Annotated in this window: 1 protein-coding gene; it reads left to right on the top strand. The window is 43.6% G+C overall.

All coding sequences use genetic code 11. The features are described from left to right. Positions 1 to 507: tyrosine-type recombinase/integrase (locus tag A3738_RS09750; protein ID WP_068763574.1), on the top strand; the 507-nt coding region annotated here is incomplete at its 5' end. Positions 508 to 564 lie beyond the last annotated feature (57 nt).

Here is a 564-nt window from a genome sequence, read left to right as displayed (position 1 = left end):
GCTGGAAAACTAAGAGACTTAGCGTTATTTAACTTGGCTTTAGACAGCAAACTACGCGGATGCGACTTGGTTAAACTCATGGTTCGAGATATCGCCCGTAATTCCGAAGTGATGGTTAGAGCGCAAGTCATCCAACAAAAGACACAACATCCAGTCGTTTTTGAAATCACAAGAAAGACCCGAGAGACAATAGCGAACTGGATTGAAAGTCGTTCGCTAAGCTCCCTAGAGTATCTATTTCCTAGCAGATCAAAATTAGGAGGACATATTACAACTCGTCATTATGGCCGTATCGTAAAAAGCTGGGTGACTAGCATAGATCTCGATCCAAGCGCATACGGCACTCATAGTATGCGCCGTACTAAAGCGTCAATAATATACAAGCAAACTAAAAATCTACGCGCAGTTCAAATACTACTTGGCCATACGAGCCTTGAAAGTACAGTCAGATACTTAGGCGTTGAAGTTGATGACGCATTAGAGCTTGCGCAGAACATAGAGATCTAAATCCCCTCATTCCACAGGGCTATTTGCGGGTAGCCCTTTCTAACCCGATACTGAGTC

The organism is Oleiphilus sp. HI0066, assembly GCF_001635725.1.
The sequence above is the reverse complement of the archived record's forward strand: the minus strand, read 5'-3'. Positions and strand labels throughout refer to the sequence as shown.